The 18339-nt window shown below is 48.1% G+C and carries 16 protein-coding genes; 3 read left to right on the forward strand and 13 right to left on the reverse strand.

Features of this window, described 5'->3' with window-relative positions; genetic code table 11:
- Positions 1-14: 14 nt before the first annotated feature.
- On the forward strand, positions 15-3290 hold the full coding sequence (locus AC3G2T_RS23570) for an S-layer homology domain-containing protein (RefSeq protein WP_488437100.1): 3276 nt from the start codon (positions 15-17) through the stop codon (positions 3288-3290).
- 157 nt (positions 3291-3447) lie between these two features.
- On the opposite strand, the gene AC3G2T_RS23575 is transcribed toward AC3G2T_RS23570, so the two are convergent.
- The 8 genes from AC3G2T_RS23575 to AC3G2T_RS23610 form a co-directional block, all read right to left on the reverse strand.
- A complete protein-coding gene (locus tag AC3G2T_RS23575; RefSeq protein ID WP_488437101.1) occupies positions 3448-4764 on the reverse strand; it encodes a UDP-glucose dehydrogenase family protein in 1317 nt (438 codons plus the stop codon).
- Positions 4761-5891, reverse strand: a complete 1131-nt coding sequence (locus AC3G2T_RS23580; RefSeq protein WP_488437102.1) for an NAD-dependent epimerase/dehydratase family protein — start codon at positions 5889-5891, stop codon at positions 4761-4763. Before AC3G2T_RS23580 ends, AC3G2T_RS23575 begins: the two co-directional genes overlap by 4 nt.
- Positions 5879-6598: a sugar phosphate nucleotidyltransferase gene (locus tag AC3G2T_RS23585; RefSeq protein ID WP_488437103.1), complete on the reverse strand. Its 720-nt coding sequence runs from the start codon at positions 6596-6598 to the stop codon at positions 5879-5881. The genes AC3G2T_RS23580 and AC3G2T_RS23585 overlap by 13 nt, the downstream gene beginning before the upstream one ends.
- Positions 6599-6626: 28 nt before the next feature.
- On the reverse strand, positions 6627-7820 hold the full coding sequence (locus AC3G2T_RS23590) for a radical SAM protein (protein WP_488437104.1): 1194 nt from the start codon (positions 7818-7820) through the stop codon (positions 6627-6629).
- A gap of 27 nt (positions 7821-7847) precedes the next feature.
- Entirely contained in the window at positions 7848-8951 is a 1104-nt protein-coding gene (locus AC3G2T_RS23595) for a radical SAM/SPASM domain-containing protein (RefSeq protein WP_488437105.1), read from the reverse strand.
- Between the two features lies 1 nt (position 8952).
- Entirely contained in the window at positions 8953-10071 is a 1119-nt protein-coding gene (locus AC3G2T_RS23600; RefSeq protein WP_488437106.1) for a UDP-glucuronosyltransferase, read from the reverse strand.
- A 65-nt stretch (positions 10072-10136) separates the two neighbouring features.
- Positions 10137-10382 carry a phosphopantetheine-binding protein gene (locus AC3G2T_RS23605; protein ID WP_488437107.1) on the reverse strand — a complete coding sequence of 82 codons (246 nt, stop codon included), beginning with the start codon at positions 10380-10382 and terminating at the stop codon, positions 10137-10139.
- Complete coding sequence (locus AC3G2T_RS23610) at positions 10369-11151, reverse strand: class I SAM-dependent methyltransferase (RefSeq protein ID WP_488437108.1); 783 nt, start codon at positions 11149-11151, stop codon at positions 10369-10371. Before AC3G2T_RS23610 ends, AC3G2T_RS23605 begins: the two co-directional genes overlap by 14 nt.
- A gap of 209 nt (positions 11152-11360) precedes the next feature.
- On the opposite strand from AC3G2T_RS23610, the gene AC3G2T_RS23615 reads away from it, so the two are divergent.
- Positions 11361-12305 (forward strand): helix-turn-helix domain-containing protein, encoded by a 945-nt coding sequence (locus AC3G2T_RS23615; protein WP_474680980.1) that lies wholly within the window; start codon positions 11361-11363, stop codon positions 12303-12305.
- A gap of 319 nt (positions 12306-12624) precedes the next feature.
- Positions 12625-13425, forward strand: coding sequence for a helix-turn-helix domain-containing protein (locus AC3G2T_RS23620; RefSeq protein WP_488437109.1), 801 nt, complete (start codon positions 12625-12627; stop codon positions 13423-13425).
- On the opposite strand, the gene AC3G2T_RS23625 is transcribed toward AC3G2T_RS23620, so the two are convergent.
- Genes AC3G2T_RS23625 through AC3G2T_RS23645 form a run of 5 tightly spaced genes read right to left on the reverse strand, consistent with a single transcriptional unit; the run spans position 13417 to position 18326 of the window.
- Positions 13417-14079, reverse strand: a complete 663-nt coding sequence (locus AC3G2T_RS23625) for an HAD family hydrolase (protein WP_488437110.1) — start codon at positions 14077-14079, stop codon at positions 13417-13419. The two genes, AC3G2T_RS23620 and AC3G2T_RS23625, sit on opposite strands and share 9 nt — an antisense overlap.
- Before the next feature lie 35 nt (positions 14080-14114).
- Positions 14115-14711, reverse strand: a complete 597-nt coding sequence (locus tag AC3G2T_RS23630; RefSeq protein WP_474680977.1) for a DUF1349 domain-containing protein — start codon at positions 14709-14711, stop codon at positions 14115-14117.
- A gap of 28 nt (positions 14712-14739) precedes the next feature.
- Entirely contained in the window at positions 14740-16005 is a 1266-nt protein-coding gene (locus AC3G2T_RS23635) for an MFS transporter (RefSeq protein WP_488437111.1), read from the reverse strand.
- 10 nt (positions 16006-16015) lie between these two features.
- On the reverse strand, positions 16016-17047 hold the full coding sequence (locus AC3G2T_RS23640; RefSeq protein ID WP_474680975.1) for a zinc-dependent alcohol dehydrogenase: 1032 nt from the start codon (positions 17045-17047) through the stop codon (positions 16016-16018).
- 16 nt (positions 17048-17063) lie between these two features.
- Positions 17064-18326: an aminotransferase class III-fold pyridoxal phosphate-dependent enzyme gene (locus AC3G2T_RS23645; RefSeq protein WP_474680974.1), complete on the reverse strand. Its 1263-nt coding sequence runs from the start codon at positions 18324-18326 to the stop codon at positions 17064-17066.
- Positions 18327-18339 lie beyond the last annotated feature (13 nt).

An 18339-nucleotide genomic window follows, 5' to 3' on the forward strand; every position in this document is an offset into this window, starting at 1 on the left:
CAGGAGAGTGAACAATGAAACGATCTAAACAGCAATTTTCCGGATTGGCCGCTTCTATCTTACTGCTTGCTTCCTATTCGCCTGTTCTAGCAGAAGATGTTCAAACAAATAAGACCTCAGCGGCTGATAGCTTTAGCGACCTCCAAGGATTAGACCCGACAACCAAAGCAAAGTTTTCGGAAATGATTGCTGAGGGTATTTTTGAAGGATTAGAAAATGGAAAATTTGGCGTCGCCGAGAACATGAATCGTGCTCAATTCGCTAAAGTAGCTTCTTTCATTTTCAAATTGAAAGCGGATACAAAATTATCCATCTCCAACTTCACGGACGTACAGAAGGACGACCCTGCAAATGGGTATGCACTACCGTATATTGAAGCGATTGTAAAAGCAGGCATTACACAGGGATATGCACCGGGTCAGTTTAACCCTGGAGGTGTTGTTACCAAAGAACAATTGGCGGCTTTTCTGATTCGCGGCCTCGGGCAGGAGAAGGCGGCGGAGTCGGCAAGCGGTTTTGCAGACGACCCAACCGTCTCTGATTGGGCTAGAGGTTATGTGGCTTTAGCTTTACAAGAAAAGTTAATGACGAATCAGGACAACGGCCGTTTCGAAGGCGGAACGGCAGCTACCCGCAAAGATCTGGTGCTCGCTGCATATGAAACGAAGCATTTCAAGAAAGCTTTCGTCGGCTCATACGGAATTACATCCTTACAAGCAACGGATGCAAACGCTTTAACGCTATCCTTAAATGGTGCTGTTACCGACACCGACGCGGTTACCTTATCCGTTTATAAAAATGGAACTGAGCAAAAAAGCGGCTTCAAGGTTACCTGGAACGACGATAAAACCGGCGCGACACTGTTATTTGATCAAAACTTCGACAGCGCTTCGTGGGCGATTCGTTTGGGAGGGCTTCCGAACATCGATGAAACGACCCGTATTGCCAAAGTAGACACGACAGAGGAACGCATCTCGAAAATCGAGTTCTTGTCGGCTGACGACCACCTGCCTCTACTCGCCTCAGGTCAAAAAGCGCGAGTCGATTTCAAAGCTACAAACCAGTATGGTAAAAAAGCTTCGATCCCTGCAAGCAGTTTTAGTATTTTCGTAAACAATGCTGACTTTACCACAGTATCAGGCGAACAAGCTATCTCTATCACCGAAAACACCGGCGTTAAAACAAATGACGGAATTTCTATCATCATATCGGATCGAAATAGCGGAATTACACTATCAAAAACATTTACGGTAGGTTTACAGCCTCTGGCCAGCAAGGTGGAGGTTGGCGAGATCAAGAATGCGTCCGGGGTAAAGCTGGATAACATCGCAGCAAAATCGTCGGCCTATTTGGAAGTCAAAGCGTATGATCAATACGGTCTTCGAATAACGGATAAAGACATTTTATATCAAGGGGTATCTGTGGTCATTGCAGATCCGGATCTGCAGAAGGGTGATGATAACTCGAATGCATTCGTTGACAACGTTGTAGGCGATGATGCCCCGGATGTCAAGCTTACTTCAGTCGCCGATAAAGAGAAAGATATTTCTCTCACTGTCTATGCGAACTATTCCGGTCAATCCGTTTCAAAACAGATCCATGTTAAGACCGCCAGTGTTCCTGCCAAGATTGAGTTTGGAGAATATAAGTATAACCTGGCAGTCGGCGATAAAGAAAGAAATGATGATACCGCGGATGCCAATTTATTTGTGCCGCTTGTCGTTAAGGACTGGCAGGGAAATCCTCTATCTGCAGATGATATCATCAATAACGCCGATAAATTTATGATCCTTGGAACCGGCGGCATCTTGCTTGAGGACGATCCGTTGAAAGCTGCCAATTCAATTGCTACAAGCGGAATCAACCGAGGCCAAATCGCTATTAAATCCGTCGTTTCGAAAGGCCCGGCGATCATTACGGTTTTTTTGAAAGACAAGCCTGACGTAAAAGCACAGTTCACAACAACGATTGGCGATGAGCGCCGTGCGGATTCCATCAAGTTTTCTTCGCAACCGCAGCCGTACAAATATTTAATGCCTTACTGGGCGACGGATCTCAAACTAAAAGTATACGATCAATATGGCAGTGAAATGAAGTATGATGACGCCGATAATTATTATGTCCGGATGTCCTTCAAATTTAACAGCGGAAATGCATTCGGCACTTTTTTAGCCAGCAACGAAAAAGACGCGAGTGTAAATGTACCCTATCAGAATCGGAAATATGTGTTTCAAGCGTTTCCCCAAGGTATGGGGGCTGCATTCGGACCCATTGGAACCGTATCAAACGAAGTGTATCATGATTTTGATATTCATACTGTTTTCGATAAAGGGTTCCGCTTCTATACCGGAGATTCGGGTGAATCCAGCTTTACTTTTAAAGCCGTATTGTATAAATCGGGAACCAACCAAGAGATTAATTCTCTTAGTTCTGTCGAAGAAACCTTTGATCCGAAGCTATCATCGGATTTCATGGGCGGGAATCTCGGTTATATTCCTGTTCCGTTACCTTATAATTATTTATCAACGGTTCTTGCCGCCAAAGATTATTTAGGAGATTCGGTAACCGATGCGACTTATGTTTTAAATCATTACTTACAATTCGCTAAAGAATTGAATATTATCGCTTATAAAGGGGATTATTCGCAACAAGTTTCAACGAATACGTGGACGATTAATAGCGGAGCATCGAGCAACCCCTCTGTGGCTCAAGTCGCCAAAGCAAGTAACGGGCGTTGGTATTTGGTCGGTCTAAAAGAAGGAAAAGCCACGATTCGCGTATCTTTCACAGATGCTAAAGGTGAAGGACGCACAGCGGCTTTCGATATTCAAGTTAAAAACGAAGCGCCGGCAGTGTCTTCCATTGTTCTCGATAAATCAAGAATATTCAATATTTCCAGATCGGATTTGAGCACCGGCTTATATGTATGGGATGCTAAACTTGCGAACAAAATCACCGTTACGGATCAATATTTTGATACTGTTAAAGCATTTCACGCTCCTGGGTCGCTGGACGAAGAATGGAATCCGACCGACAATTGGTTGGTCCAAGATCCCGGCGCAACCGGCACAAGCCAGAACGGTAATGATCTGTTGAATCTTATGTTCGCAATAGACAAGATCACCTACGGTTCTCCTGTTGCCGGAACACCTGATTCTGTGAGCATTGATCCGCTGAGAGGATTTATTAAGTATAACTCCAATGGAGGGACCCCTATTTCAAGCTTCCGAGTAAAAGTTATAGCGCCTAATGGTATATCGTCGTCGTTTGATGTCATCCTGCAACCTTGAATATGATTCGCATATAATAGAAATGTCAAATAGTCCCTATAAAAGGGGACTATTTGTATGTTATACCACAAATCGACGATTAATCGATATTTCTCCTCCCAATCCATATGCCATTTTTTGATCGGCGGTAATCAAACCGTAATAACTACGCGCATCCTTACGAGAATTTTACCGCTTGTTTCTCTTCTATACAGTTTCCGTGACCCGCTAACATATATCGCGCATCGATTAGACGTTCTTTTTGAAATAAGTCATCGATGGCGCGAAACTCTTCCCATGCTGTTGCAACGACAAGAATATCGCTTGATATTGCGATCTCCTCCAATGAATCCATCATCCTGATAGGAAATGAATACTGTTCGGAAAAAGATTTCATGGCAAAGGGGTCATAAGCGGCAATGTTGACACAACCATGAGACAGAAGCAATTGAATCATGCGAGCCGAAGGCGAATGTCGAACATCATCGCTTCCGGGCTTGAAGGCAAGACCTAGAATACCGATTTGCTTGTCGCGATCGCCTATACCGGCCAGAATCCGTTCGACGAACCTCTCCATGATATCAAGATTAATATCTATCACAGCGTTCAGCAGCTTGGGATTGTATCCGTACTCTTCCGCTATTCGCTTGAAGGCCATAGTATCTTTAGGCAAACAATATCCGCCGAATCCGCAGCCGGGGTATACGTATTTGCTCATGCCTGCCGGGAATCCGGACCACCTGCGATCCATATGAAGCAGGTTAAATGCAGCAGGTACCTCAATATCGCCAACTTGCTCCGCGATCATCGCGGCTTCATTTGCGTAGCTGATCATGGTGGCAAGCAGCGTGTTTGAAGCGAACTTCACAAATTCTGCAGTTGTTGGCGAAACGCGACAATAGGACGCTTTAAATGGCCTGTATGCCTCTTCAAGCAACGATCCGATTGTATCGTCGGCTTCACCCGCCACTATACGATCAGGAAACATGAAATCGTTCCATGCACTGCCCTCCCTTAGAAACTCGGGATTGTACGCCAAACCGACCTGCTTCCCGAGCTCAAATCCTTCAGCATGTATGGTTGGAATCAATAAGTCTCGCATTGTGCCCGGAGGAACGGTTGATTTCACGACAATTCCATAAAACTTGTCCCTGTGCAGGCAATGAAGAATATTAAGTAGTGCTCGATTGAGACTTGATAGATTCAGTTGTCCGCTCTCATCGGCGGGAGTTCCGACACAAAGAAATATCAACTCGGCATGGTTGACTGCTTGCTTAAGCGTTTCTTGCACAAAAAATTTCTGATCAAGCTGACGTTGCAGCGCTTTTTCCAAACCTGGTTCGTAAAAAGGTACCTGACCTGAACGATAGCACGCACGTTTGGCGGCGTCCTGATCAAATCCCCAAACGCGCATGCCTTTTTCCGCAAATCCGAGCGCAGCGGTTAATCCGACAAATCCGAGACCGATTACCGCCACACCTGCAGGCTTTTTCATGCCTTCACCCCGTTAAAAGTTAAATATCGTCGAATCCCTTCTTTCAACCCGATTTCCGGCTGAAATCCGAGCAGTTGTTTCACTTTCTGAATATTCGGGCAACGCCTCTCGGGATTATGGGTCAAATAGTTATAATCCTCCGGACTGCAATAAAGGATCGACGTCCTTTTTCCGGTTAGCTCGCGGGCGCATTCTGCAAACAAAGCTGCCGTATCCGACACGCTGATTTCCGGTGCGTCCGAACCGATATTAAAAATATCAAAACGGTCATGAGTCAATACAAGCAAATATCCGACTATCGCATCCGCAATATATAAATAAGTACGTGTCGGCAAACCGCTTGAGTAAATTTCAATATCCGTACCTTTAACTATAGCTTTTGCAAAATCGGAAGTGATTCGTCGGTCATTCAAATCCAAACCGGGACCGAAATTATTAAAAGGCCGTACGATCCGAATCGGCAGCCGGTACAGCTCATGGTAGATATAGCGCAATGTCTCGCCAAGCCGCTTGGATTCATCGTAGCAAGCCCTGGGTCCGGTAGTGGGTACATTGCCGTTATAAGTCTCCGGCGTTGGGATGGCATTGGAATCGGGGTTCCCGTACACCTCGCTGCTGGAGAAAAATAAAATGCCTTCAGGATTTCCCGAACGGCACTCATCGAACAGCCGTTTGAGTCCGATTACATTCGCCTCCAGCGTCTCCAGGGGGAAGCGCCGGTAATGAGTTGGAGAAGCAATGGAAGCCAAATGAAAGAGAAAATCCGCTTCCTTTACGTATGGCTCGAATGAATCTTTCGTCACATCAAAATCACAGACTTTTAACGGTGGCCATCCCCCATTCTCTAAATCGAGCAGCCATTTCGGCTTCCCTCTTGTAAAGCTGTCAAGTATATAGATTTGATGAATCGGATCGGCATTATTTGATAGATACAGCAAGAACAAAGTCAGATAATATCCGATAAATCCGCCGCCACCGGTAATGACAATCGTTTTTTTCGCAAACCTTTCCGGCTTGCCGAACTTTTTCAGCATATAGATCATATCTTCTCGGATCACTTCATTTTCCCAAGGTAGGCTTTGTACATGCTTCTGTTGCTCGGATAGCAGTCCTTTCATACCTTCCATGGAGCCTCACCTCTCTCCCAAAGCCTTTCAAGCTCGCGCTTGTCATGTATCGTATCCATACAGGCCCAGAAACCCTCATGCCGGTAAGCCATCAATTGTCCCATCGCGCTTAAGTTCTCAAGAACTTCTCGCTCCAGTTCTGTCTCGTCACCATCGATGAAATTCAGGACCTCCGGTTCGAAAACGAAAAAACCGCCATTGACCCATTCATCCTGCGCGTGAACTTTCTCACGAAAAGAAGTGACAACACCGTTTACGCACCGCATCATCCCAAATCTTGCTTTCGGTCGAACCGCCGTCACCGTTGCAAGTTTTCCATGACTTCGATGAAACCTCAACAAAGCGTTTATATCAATGTTTCCCAACCCGTCGCCATATGTGACCATGAATGCCTGATTATCAATACTGCCACTTACTCTTCCCAAACGGCCACCCGTCATGGTATCGCTTCCCGTGTCGACCAGTTCTATCTTCGCTTCATTTAGACTATGCCTTGCCTTCTTCTCGCCGTCGGCGAAGAAAGCTTGAAAATAGTCGGCTCTATAACCGAGAGTCAACATAAAATCATTGAATCCGAAAGAGCGATAAATCTGAAAAATGTGGCACAAAATCGGTATGCCGCCAATTTCAATCATCGGTTTGGGCCGGCTATTCGTCTCCTCGGCAAATCGAGTTCCCAAGCCTCCGCATAGAATAACCGTCTTCATTGCGTTGTTCTCCTTTCACTGATGCCGATCATATGTGTGCAAGCGATGCTGCAGAGCCATGCAAGTAAAGCACATTGCATTTGGAACAAGCCGGGGATAGCTGTTCTCCCAGTGTTCGCCTGATTTTATCATAGGCCTCTGAGTTCCAGATATCATTAAGCGATTGTTCATGCAGATTGCCGACGGAGAACTCCGAGAAAAATTTACAGGCGCTCACGTTACCGTTAGGCATAATGTCGGCTCTTGTACTGAGAGCCAAGCAAGTCGTGGCGCATCGTGAAGTCATGGCATCGCCGCCGATAAACGCTTCGATCTCGTCAAAGTCGAGTCCAGGCTGATAGCGGATGCGGGTATGCCATATTCTATCGTTGATCCGTTTTAAATCATCCATTAATCTTCCTATGTTCTCCGGCTTCATATGATATTTGAAAGCATGCCAGCTGCTTCGCCGGTTCTCCTCAAGCTGCTTCAACCAGTCAAAGTGATCCCGGAAAAAGATATCCATCTCGCTTGTCGTTTCCTGCGAAATGTACCAGGGGAAACAGAGAAGTACAAGGTCGATTCCCTTCTGCTCAAAGAACGCCATCAAATCGTACATTCTTCCGATCATACTGTCGTTGATCACCGAGTGAACCGAGATTTTTCCATGAAACAGACCTTGTTCACGAAGAGCGATTAGACGATCGATCTGATTCATTACTTTTTTGAACGATCCTTTTCCGCGAAGCAGATCGTGCTCTTTCTCAAAGCCCTCAATCGCGATAAGTAATTCGAGATTGGGCGAAATTCGGCATAAGCTTTCTTCGTATTGATCGATCAGGTAGGCGTTGGTACATATGGTTGTTTCCCGGGGGTCCTCCTCCAGAAGCTTAAGAATGTCCGAAATCTTGCGATGAAACAAAGGTTCGCCACCCCATAGATACAGCCTCGACTTGGTCTCGCGGGTTTCCTCCAGCAAGCTGCGAAATATATCGACGTCCATATCCAGATTCTGCTCATCGCGTTCCATATCGTGATGATATCCCGAGTCGTTCCATTGATAGCAGTGCTTGCATCTGAGATTGCAGCGATTGGTCAGTTTAACGGCAATAACCTCCGGCATCACTGTTTTATAACCGGAATCCATCTTTCTCTTGCGATGCGGAACAACCACATTTCGAATCGTTCGTTTCAGAATTTCGAATGATTTGCGATCCATCGCAACTTTGCTGGACGGCTGCATCGCGATCCCTCCTCGTAACATGTTGGGCTAAGCCATCATGGGTTTTTCGTTATAAAATAGGCAACAGCCTTGGCAGATTGGCAGCAGATGCTTTCGCAAATAATTGCGGTACTGGGCATACTTCTCTCCTCTCCAGATTTCATCGATACCCGTTTCATGAACGTTACCCAGCGTCAAATCATAGTAGGCGTGGCACGACGTCACGTCGCCTCTGGCATTGATCTCCGTGCTGATCCATGGGAACGGACATCTTTTCTTCACTTTCGTCATGGAAAACCAGTCGGCGCTGAAATATTTGCGTATATTATCTTCAGTCATCACTTTAGGATAGGTGTTCAAGTATTTGCCTTCCGCCTGACAATATTCCGCGATTCGGTTGACCTGCCTGGCAATCAAGCCTGCATCAACATCCGCAAAGATCGCCGGATCGCAGACAAATCCCTTGGCTAACGGAGCTTCCTGTACGCCAAACTCTCTTCGCAATACCCCTGCATAATCATGGTGGTCTTTCTCGGTGATGTACGCTTGAAGTTCGAGACTCATACAATCAAGCCTGCTGATATCCAGCGATTCGAAGAAAAACGATTCAAGATATTTGTAATTTGTAGGCGTTATGACCGTGCTGATGCCGATCTGAGGATATTTCGAACCCGCTCGTTCCCTCAAACGCTGCAGCTTCTCGATGCCTCTTAACGCCTTCTGGAAGACTCCTTTGCCTCTTTGCGCATCATTAATATCAGGAGGGCCGTCCAGAGAAATCCATACCCTCTCGGGCGGGCAGGCAACCAACAGTTCGGCATACTTCTCCAGCAAGGTGCCGTTCGTCGGCATGTGCACCTTGCTTCCCGCTTCATGGATGGCCTCCAGTACTTCGTCAATATGCGGATAAAGCAATGGCTCGCCGCCGTATAGCTCATAGTAAGGTTGAACCGGCTTACAGGTGTTGATGATATTCTTCACCACTTCGATATCGAGCTGCCTTAATATTTTTTTCTCCCTGTAAGGTCCGTTTTCTCCCCATTCGTAACACATTTTGCAGCGCAGATTACAGCTTTCCAATAACTGCAGAAACACCCACTTCGGTAAAGATAAATCCATTGAAACAGAAGGTGTGATGACAGAACTTTGCATGCTATCCTCTCCCATCGACCAAAGTCATCCCGCTTGCCATACAGGTTGCGTAATCAGGAATTTGTGCTCTTTTGATTACGAGATTGTGTTGCAGCTTCTGCAGGACGTTCATCTCATATCCACCTTCTCTCCAGCGCTCATACCGAATACCGAACCCCTCTGATTCCCACACGTCCGCGTTTACTTTCTCATGCTGACCGAATGGCTCCAGCAATACCAGCGGGGTCGCCGAGGCTAGCGAGTCAATAAGAGCACCCGCTCCAGGTTTACTGATGACTGCTGTCGACTTGCGAATGACCCCGTACAAACCGTGATAATCCAGGCCGGGAGAATAAACGATGTTACCGGGTTGATCCACGCGTGCAAATGGCGGAAACGTATGCGACCCTCCCTCTTCCCTTATCCAAGCTCGCCAATCCGGATCGTTCATGAAATACCGTCTGCCCGCCGTATCAACGGTGATATCATCAAGGCCATACGCGACTACATCAAGCGAATATCCGGCTTGCTCCAGCTCTTGAATAGATTGGCGGAACGTGCCGATTCCCCAACCTCCTCCGTGAACGACGAGTCGTCCATTACGTTCAGGGAAAGGAACCGGATCAGTAACGTCAACATCGATTCTGAATTTGGTTTTCTTTCCGATTGGATCATAGAGACCAACCTCACGGTAACATGCTGCATAATTTGGCATCTGCTTGCGCAGCTGCTTCCAGGAAGGCGATAAATCGGAATCGACGTAAAGCAAATCCGCCACAACGTCGCCGCCTGCCAGTTTACGAAATTCATCAAGGATATGGACCCAGTGGCCAGATAGACAGATGAATCGCTTCCTTCCCTCACGCAACCACCGAACAATCAGGGCTTCCACTTTATTGGAATCGAGACTCTTTCGAATATTCCCCGGAATTTTCTGCGAAGCGATAGCAAAGGCAAAGTTCGCGGCGTAAGCCTTTCGGCTCTCATCCGACATCAGCTTTTTGTCTTCCGTAAGCAGGTTTTCGAACACTTCTACATCTGTAACTTGTCCCAAACGCTTCAGCTTCTGTGCGATCAGCAGACCGGGAATGTAAAAGCCCAACCCGAATCCGGAGCAGAGAATCGTCACTACTTCCGTCATTTGTGCCCTCCTGTCTCATTAACAATAGCTTTCCGCCTTAAAGGTACCGTAATGAACCGAGATTATCATACGCGTTCCAACTGACCCAAATAATGAGTGAAAGCTTCGATCGATTCCAGATGATCGAGGTTAAACGTATCAAAATCAACTTCAACATCAAATTCTTCTTCAATGCGAAGAATAAAGCTAATAATTTGCAGGGAGTCCATTGCTGCGTCGATCATCAAGTCGGAGGAGTTGCTGAGGGTTTGGAGCAGTGTCGGATCTTCCTTGATTTCGGCGATGATTTCAATAATTTTACTGTTCATCATAAATTCCTCCTTTTTTTCTTAGCACTACAATGAGATCCGTTTGAGGAACAAACAAATTATAGTTCGTAATGTGCAGCTGCCTGCAATCAGTCACCGATTCGATCTCCAGATCGGAGGTCATGTTTTCTTCTAAGTGACGAATAAGCGACTCTTTACTGAACCGCCAAATCACCCCGTCGATTGAGGAATTGGCCATATACCCCCTTTCCGCTTGCGACCTGAATTTTGTTACAAGGACAACCGGATCGGCAATGATAATCCGTCCATCATCACGCAGCAATCGGCTGCACTCCCGAAACGCTTTCTTATGGTTTCGAATGTGATGAAAGCTGCGAGCAAAGATAATCACATCGCAGCACTTGTCCTCCAGTGGTACGGTTTTGTCAATATAAGCGTGAACATAGGAATCAAACCGCCCCAATTTAACGCCTAGCTTCAGCGCCCGCAGGTTGGGGTCCATGTTGATCCAGCGAACATAACGATTCGATCGGGCGAACTTGTTCAACAATCCAGTCCCGCAGCCGACTTGAAGGACGTCCCCCCTTAATTCCGGCAAAGCCTTGTAAACATTGCGAGGAATCGGAAAATTCTGCACTAGCATAGCGAGCTCGTAGATCATGGGATAGCGGACTTGAAGCTGGACCAACTTGCTCGTATAAAGCGGGTTGCGTCTAGTTTGCCTTTTGAAATGCCACTTATTCAGATAGTAGACAGGACTTGCCATCGCGAAAAGCACGATGAATATAGCAGTGATCAGACTGATTGACAACCCGCTCGGCGTCTTTCCTGACCCGGCTGCATGAATGAGATTTTCCGCTGTTTTTGCTATGAATCTCCCTCCATTTCCTAGGACTTGCGAGTAACTTATCATATACATAAATTTTTAAATATGGGCATTAATGACATCGTTGTGCTATAGTAAAAACATGAATAGAAGCAGATAGATTATACTAGTTTTAATGGTAAAGGGGGTTGCGTATGGGGGAATATCCTATTCTGGAGAGCCGCTACATCTTTAAATCGAATATCCCGATTCAAACATCCTGCGGCAGAGAAACACCATTTCTATTGCGGCATCAGCACGATTTTGTTGAAATTGCTTATGTAGCTGAAGGTGATGGAATTCACTATATTGAGAATGAAAAACTGTTGGTTACAAAAGGAGACCTTTTCTTTATCCCTCCCGGTATACAGCATGTCTTCCAACCGTGTGATTTAACAGGACGGCGTTCCTTGCGTATCTGGAATTGTATGTACAGGCCTGAAATCTTTATAGTCCCTTCCGAACTGGTTCAACATGAATGGAAGGAAGATTACACCTTACTCAACAACCTTCACAAAGGAGCAACCTGGCTGGCTTTCCGGGAAGTATCGGAGGAAATCGCATACTTTCTTCAAACCATGCATCGAGAGAAATACTCGCAAAATCCTTACGTTAGAATAAAGCTTTTTGCGTTGCTTCTCAATCTGTTATCCTCTTTGTCTTCCTCAACCAGCACTGTGGATTTCAATAAATCCAGTGAAGCGGATTACCCTATACACATTGCTGTGGAGTATATGGCTTCTCATTACAAAAGGCCCATGTCAGTTAGCGAGATCAGTCATGCAGTTGCTATGAGTCCGCGACATTTCCAGCGCTTGTTCAAGATCGCCACAGGTCGTTCCTTTATCAAAATGCTTCAAGATATACGAATCGTCAATAGCATCTGGCTTCTTTTATTAACGGATCGTAGCGTTCAATCTATTGCAGAGGATGTGGGGATTTACGACATGAAGCACTTCTACCGTCTGTTCCAGGATCGCAATGGGATGACACCGGCGGCATTGCGGTTTCAGAACTATAACCAGTACTCTGTTACGGAATGGGGATCCGGTAACGACAAAGCATCTTTTCAATCCGTTTTGTCTATTTGGCGGCAATAGCCATAGACCGCTTGCGGTGAGCATGTTCCGTCCCACATCATCCCTTATTGCTTTCAGTTCCATGATGACCTTCGCATTGACGTCCCCCCTAACAATACACCCTCCAATTCCGCATTTGAATAGAGTATACTCACATTCTATCAAGATGAAAGAGACGGATGTAATGGTAATCTGCGCCATTATTTCCGTTAAATCGTCGTTAATGGGCAAATCCAAATTACAGTGCGAAACAATCAATTGAAATATTACCATAGACAGGTAATAATTATCATCATATAGAGACCTTTCATTTGAAACTGAAAGGAGAGCAGTATTTGGAATGACCCACCTTCCTGTATACATCACCGGCAGCGGGAGAACAGGCGTGGTCGAACAGCTTTCGTCCATTAACGATAGATCGGATTATACTTTACTCCAATGCGAAAGCGGAGCCGGGCAGATTATCCTTTCCGATCGAACGATCCAGCTTGAGGAAGGCATGCTGCTGCTCTACCCGCCGCGGACTGCGCTGCGAATCGAAACATTGCGAAACTCCTGGCAGAGCAAATGGTTCTCATTCAATGGATTTGAATTATCCGGCATCATGAAAACGCTTCAGCTCGAAGAGGCATTCGTCTTGCCTTTACAAGACGGGATCATCAAGATTCTGTTTGATGAAATTATACTGAACCTGAATTCGCAATGGCAGGATCTGAAATTCGAGAACTCCGCGCTGCTGTACACGTTGCTGGTTAAAGTATGGAAGACCCGCTCTCTTCCTAAGCCCGAACGGCGGGGGAACAAGGAGAACAAGCTCGAAACCGCAGTTCTGCTGATGTATGACAGATATTCCGAGAATTTGCCGCTGTCTGAGCTGGCTGAGTATATTGAAACGAGCGAGCAGCATTTGAACAGACTGTTTCGCAAGAGGTATGGCATGACCGCCACTCATTTTCTGACCAGACTTCGCCTCCTGAAGGCCAAGGAAATTCTCGCCTCGAAAGCGAAAATGACCTGCAACGAAGTAGCCGCGGCGGTCGGTTTTAACAGCCCCAGTTATTTCGGCGCCATATTCAAAAAATATGAAGCATGCACCCCGCAGCAATACCGGGAGCGCATGCTTCAAATGAACTTATGCTGAATCCGGCCGCTTGCCGGACAGCGCGGTAAAATCAAACGACAACAGCGAATCGAGCCGCTGCTCGCAAGTGTCGAAGAGCAGTTCGCGCGTCACATCGTTCGGTACGATCATGCAACGAATTCCCGCCGCATTGGCGGCTTTCAGGCCATTCGGCGAATCCTCGAAGGCAATGGCTTCGGCAGCTGCCGCACCAAGCTTCGCCAGTGCCGTCACATACAGCTCGGGGTCGGGCTTTACGCGTGTGACGTCGTCTGAAGTGACGACCGCATCGAAAAATTGCAGCAGGCCGAACTCCTGCAAGTAGCCCTGCACCCATTTCCGCGTCGAGCTCGATGCGACGGCTGTTTTGAGCCCGCGCGCCTTCGCCTCGCGCAATATTTCAGTGACGCCCGGACGAAGCTGCGCATTTTGCATATGCACCGCGTATTTTTGTTCGGACCTTTGCTCGATCAGCCCGCGGTCGATCTGCCGCCCTGCATGAGTTTCAAGATAGTTGAACGGGTTGAACTCATCAAAGGAGGTTCCGACATTTTTGCTCCACAGTGTTAAAGGGAGATCGAGCCCGTGCTCTTCGTAAATTTCTTTAAAGGCGTAGTACCAAGGCGTTTCGGTATCCACCAGCAATCCGTCGAAGTCAAATATGGCCGCTTTCATGTCCAGTCCCTCCACTCAGCTTCATATCGGCACATCTAAAAGCGGCTGTCCGCGTTAGGCGTCGTTACGTGCAAATAGTCAAAATGGACTCGGCAGCCTGTTCCCTTCGGGGATTGCGCCACGACGCCCGCCACGATGTCGGAAGGCAAATTCATCCCGAAATACCGGATCAGCCTCCACTCCTCCCCGTCCGGCGAATAATGGAAAGAGATGCACGACCCCGCTTTCGTAATGCGCAAATAAGGGTTATCGACCGTAACACGCTCCGAATTGCAATCATCCGAGGAGCCGTCCCGCGTGACGACAGAAACAATCGTGGGATACTCGCCGTTGAATTCGAAGCAAAGCTTGGCCCAATTGGCATGATCCGCCATCAGCATTAAGCAGCCCGAATCATACATATGCCGCATGTCTACCTGAAGCCGCGTTGTCAGTTCGAATGACGATCCGACCGGGAAATGCAGATACGGCGCAGAGCTTACTACATGTTTGCCGGCCGGGTCCTGAAAGAAATCCGCCGAAGGCGGGGCTTCGACCATCAATCTCCCTTCTTCGGTGTACGCCCAATGCTCGGGCGGATTCATCCAGGTCAATGACTTCCTGGCCTCGGCATGAAACAGATTGTTGTTCATATTCATCTCCATTTAAGTTTGTATTTTGTTACCTGTGTATGGATTCGTTTTCCATCTTGAATTTTCCTGCCGCCGTCTTAAAATGAGCCGATGACAAAAAGAAAGCGGTCACGAGCAGCAGTAGATACAAAACGAAAATACAAACAAATAACAGCGTCGGTTTGTAGTTATAGAGAAGCCCGGAAAAATAACCCCATGGTATGGCAATCAGCGACATGACCGTCTGTACGGCGGAGAACATGTCTGCCTTGTCGTGCGAACCGAGCCGATTCATCAGCAATGCGTCCCTGTAAGTTTGCAGCATGAAGGTTCCCGCAGCCAGAATCATGATGACGATGAACAGCATCGGCATACTGCCTGCAGGAATGAACAGAAACAGCAGAGAACCCGCCGTGCAGAGCACAATAGAAAACGAAAGATGGGATTCTTGAGAGCGTTCCTTCATTTTGGGGATCAGCACCGCATACAGGACAATAATCGTCAATGCCGTAATAAACGGTATGAGCGATATCGGCCGGTTGCCGAAACCAAGCTGTTCCTGCAGATAAATCACCTGAAAAAAGTTTAGCTGCAAAATAATGTTGGAAACGATCGTAATCACAACAATCGGGAACAGCCTCCGGCTGCGGAACGATTTGCCGAACAGATGCAAGCTGTCTTTCAGTCCGCCCCAGATGGACATTCGGCTGTGCGCCTCCATTAACGCCCTGCCCGCTTCCGTCTCGTGGGTCAGGCGGTTTCGCACGAAGAACAGGACGGTCATGCTGATGCCGCCGGCGATATATACGATTCTGAGCGTCGGCATAATGCCGTAGCTGGCTATGATGGCGCCCGCAATCGGAGTCAGCACCCCGGCTGCGGTTATAATCATATTCATAATGCCAAACACGAGCGGACGCTGCTTCTCCTCCAAATCTTCAATGATGAGACAATTGAAGGAAACCGTAACGAACTTGGATGTGGCATTAAGCAAATAAGCGATCATAAACATCCAGAAATCGTTGGAAAAAGCCCAAATAAACATGGGAACGCTCCACGACAGCAAATCGAATACGAGCGTCGTGCGCTTCCTGCCCATCTTGTTGGTCACCGTTCCGGCCAGCAGTTGGAAGATGAAAGCGAAATACAAGTTGATGGAGTTAATGATGCCGATCTCGATCTCGTTTAAGCCCGCCCCCTTCATATAAAGGGGGGCGTAGAACAGCACAATCGTACCGGGAATCGCCCATAAAGGCTCCAGCCAGATCGAAACTCGCGGGTTATCGGGAAGCTGACGGAATTGGGAAAATTTCATAGATCCCTGCCTAGCACAGGAGAACGGTTTTGACCGAGCTCATGGGGCGAGGCTCTCCCGTATGCAGATCGTAACCGATCGTTTCATTAAATGCCTGCTCGTAATTGTCAAGTTTCTCTTTGGCCGTTACCATCCGTTCAAGCTCCGGCATACTACGGGCAAACTGCAGGGCCATACTGATAATTTGATGATTGGCCACATTGCCGATCACATTGATGCCGTTATTAATGAAATCCGTCGGCTTGATCGCGACTTCATACCCGTCATCGTAACCCATAGGTATAATACGTCCCCCCTTGCCTATATATTCCAGCGCCATGTGCAGCTGATTGCCAACTGCATCCACGACAATATCGAATTTGCGGTTATTGTTCATGGCCAGCACCTTCTCGACGGTCAGTTCATCGGGAGCGAACACATGGTCCGCAATGGTGCGCGCGAACCGGCGGCGGTATTCGTTCGGTTCCGTCCCTACTGTCAGACGCGCCAACCGCTTGCTGACAAGCTGGCAGAGCGAGCCGATCGCGCCCGATCCGAGCACCAGCACGGCGTCATCCGGCTTGATGCCGGCTTTGAGGAACGTATTGAGCACGCATCCGAGCGGTTCGATCAACATGGCCGTTTCCCAGCTCATGGAATCGGGAATTTTGTATGCATATTTTTCATCACCGACATAGTACTCCGCGAACGTGCCGTGAGTCGTCATCCCTACCTGATGATCCTCAAAATTTTCGCAATAGCAGTGCTGGCCTTGGCGGCAGTAGGAGCAAATGCCGCAGGATTGGGTCGGATCGACGAGGACCCGATCGCCGACACGCAGACTGCGGACCCGGTCGCCGACTTCCACGACTGTGCCTACGCCTTCATGGCCGATAATCGTACCGGTATTGGCGAAAATTTTACCTTTTACGACGTTTAAGTCCGTGCCGCATATGCCGGAACCGAAAATTTTAATTTTTACTTGCGTAGGAGATTGAATGACGGGCTCGTCCATTTCCATCAATTTGACCTTCTTATGATCCGCATAAACGATCGCTTTCATTAGGATTAAACCTCCATTATAAGATAAGCTGACTTTCATTCTTGCTCCATGCATGAAGCGCTTCCACTGCCGACCGCTCAATATAGGAAAGCTCCTCTTCCGTGTGGCTGTCGGAAAAGATAAAATAGCCTTTCGTAAAGATGCCTGCTCCGGCAAGCGATTTGACCAGAAATTCGCGGAACGGATCGCGGTAAAAATCGTCCGAGCGTTTATGACGTATGCAAAAACTCGCGTAAGTTCCTTTCAATTCCAGCTGGTCTTCAAGCCCGGCTTCGATCAGACTCGTCCGCATGCGCCCCATCATCTGCACGGCACGTTCCCGCCAGCTCGGCCATACCGGAACCTGCTCCATTAATTGCTCGCACGCTATAGCCGCAGCCAATGCAATCGTCTCGCCGGCATGCGCTGTACTGAACTTGACTTGCGTGCTGAGATCGAGCAGCTCTCTACTGCCCAAAAGAGCGGAGAGCGGCAGTCCGTTCGCCATCCCTTTGGATATGCAGAGCAGATCGGGCCACACATCAAATTCCCCTGCGGTCGCCTGCTTGCCCATGCGAATGCCGGACGTCACCTCGTCGAAAATAACGATGATTCCGCGCGCCTTGCTAACCTGCACAATTTCCCGCAGCGGCTCCGGCTCCCATTCGTTAGGACAAAGGACGATGCAGGCCATGTCCTCCTCATACCCCTTCAATTGCTCGACGATTTGCGCCGAGCTGCAGCCGCCGGCCCACACGGTGGTGTCCTCGACGGAAGCCGGAATGCCGAGCTTCCCGGCCTGCCGATCGTAGTAGCCGTAGGCCGACCAATCATGCCAACCGTGATACGCAGTCGTCATCACTTTCGCCCGGCCTGTATGGGCTCTGGCGATGCGGGCGGCGCCGCTAACCGCGTCTGCGCCGTTTTTGCCGAACCGGAGCGCGTCGTATCGGCCGCCGAATCGCCGAAGAATGAGCTTCGCAGCCGTCAGCTCCAGGTCCGCCGCTGTAGAAAAGCTTGTCCCTTTGCTCAATTGGCGCATCACGGCAACGTTAATTTCCTGCCGGGCATGCCCCCACGAGGCTGTTCCCATCGCCATTTCGCAATCAAGCCATTCGTTGCCGTCTATATCGACGAACCGGGAGCCCTTTGCTTCGGCGCAGCATATCGCGGTATGGCCGGGAAACAGCCGCTGCGGCGTCTTGGCCAGCGTGCTGGTACCGCCTGGAATGATCGCCGATACCTCTTCAAGCCACTGCAGGCTCTTGTGAAACTTTGCATGCTTAACATGAGTTTCCATATGTTTCACCACC

Source organism: Paenibacillus sp. sgz302191 (genome assembly GCF_057749925.1).